We start from the raw sequence: 255 nt of genomic DNA, 5'->3' as shown, positions 1-255 counted from the left end.
CTGACTGATCAAGAGGATATTTATTAGAGACCAAGGCAATTTCACCTAGAGAATGTGAACCTTCGTCTGTTTCGATGAGATTTTGTAACACTTCTTGTCCCTTTGCGGCATAATAGTCGGTAATCCGCCCATCTTTAAAAATTAGATAGAATTCATCGATGACACTTCCCCCATAGATAAGAGGTTTAGTACCTACCAATTTGCCATTCACCTTATTTTTATGTGGAGCAGTAAATATTTCTTCCGTAGGAATGT

The 255-nt window shown here is 38.0% G+C and carries 1 protein-coding gene; it reads right to left on the bottom strand.

The features are described from left to right. A partial coding sequence (locus tag M3210_RS20325) for an aminopeptidase (RefSeq protein ID WP_251518138.1) occupies positions 1 to 255 on the bottom strand: 255 nt, incomplete at both ends.

The organism is Oceanobacillus luteolus, assembly GCF_023715655.1.
Taxonomy (GTDB): Bacteria; Bacillota; Bacilli; order Bacillales; family Amphibacillaceae; genus Oceanobacillus; species Oceanobacillus luteolus.
Note: the sequence above shows the minus strand (reverse complement) of the source record. Positions and strands in the feature narration are given on the sequence as shown.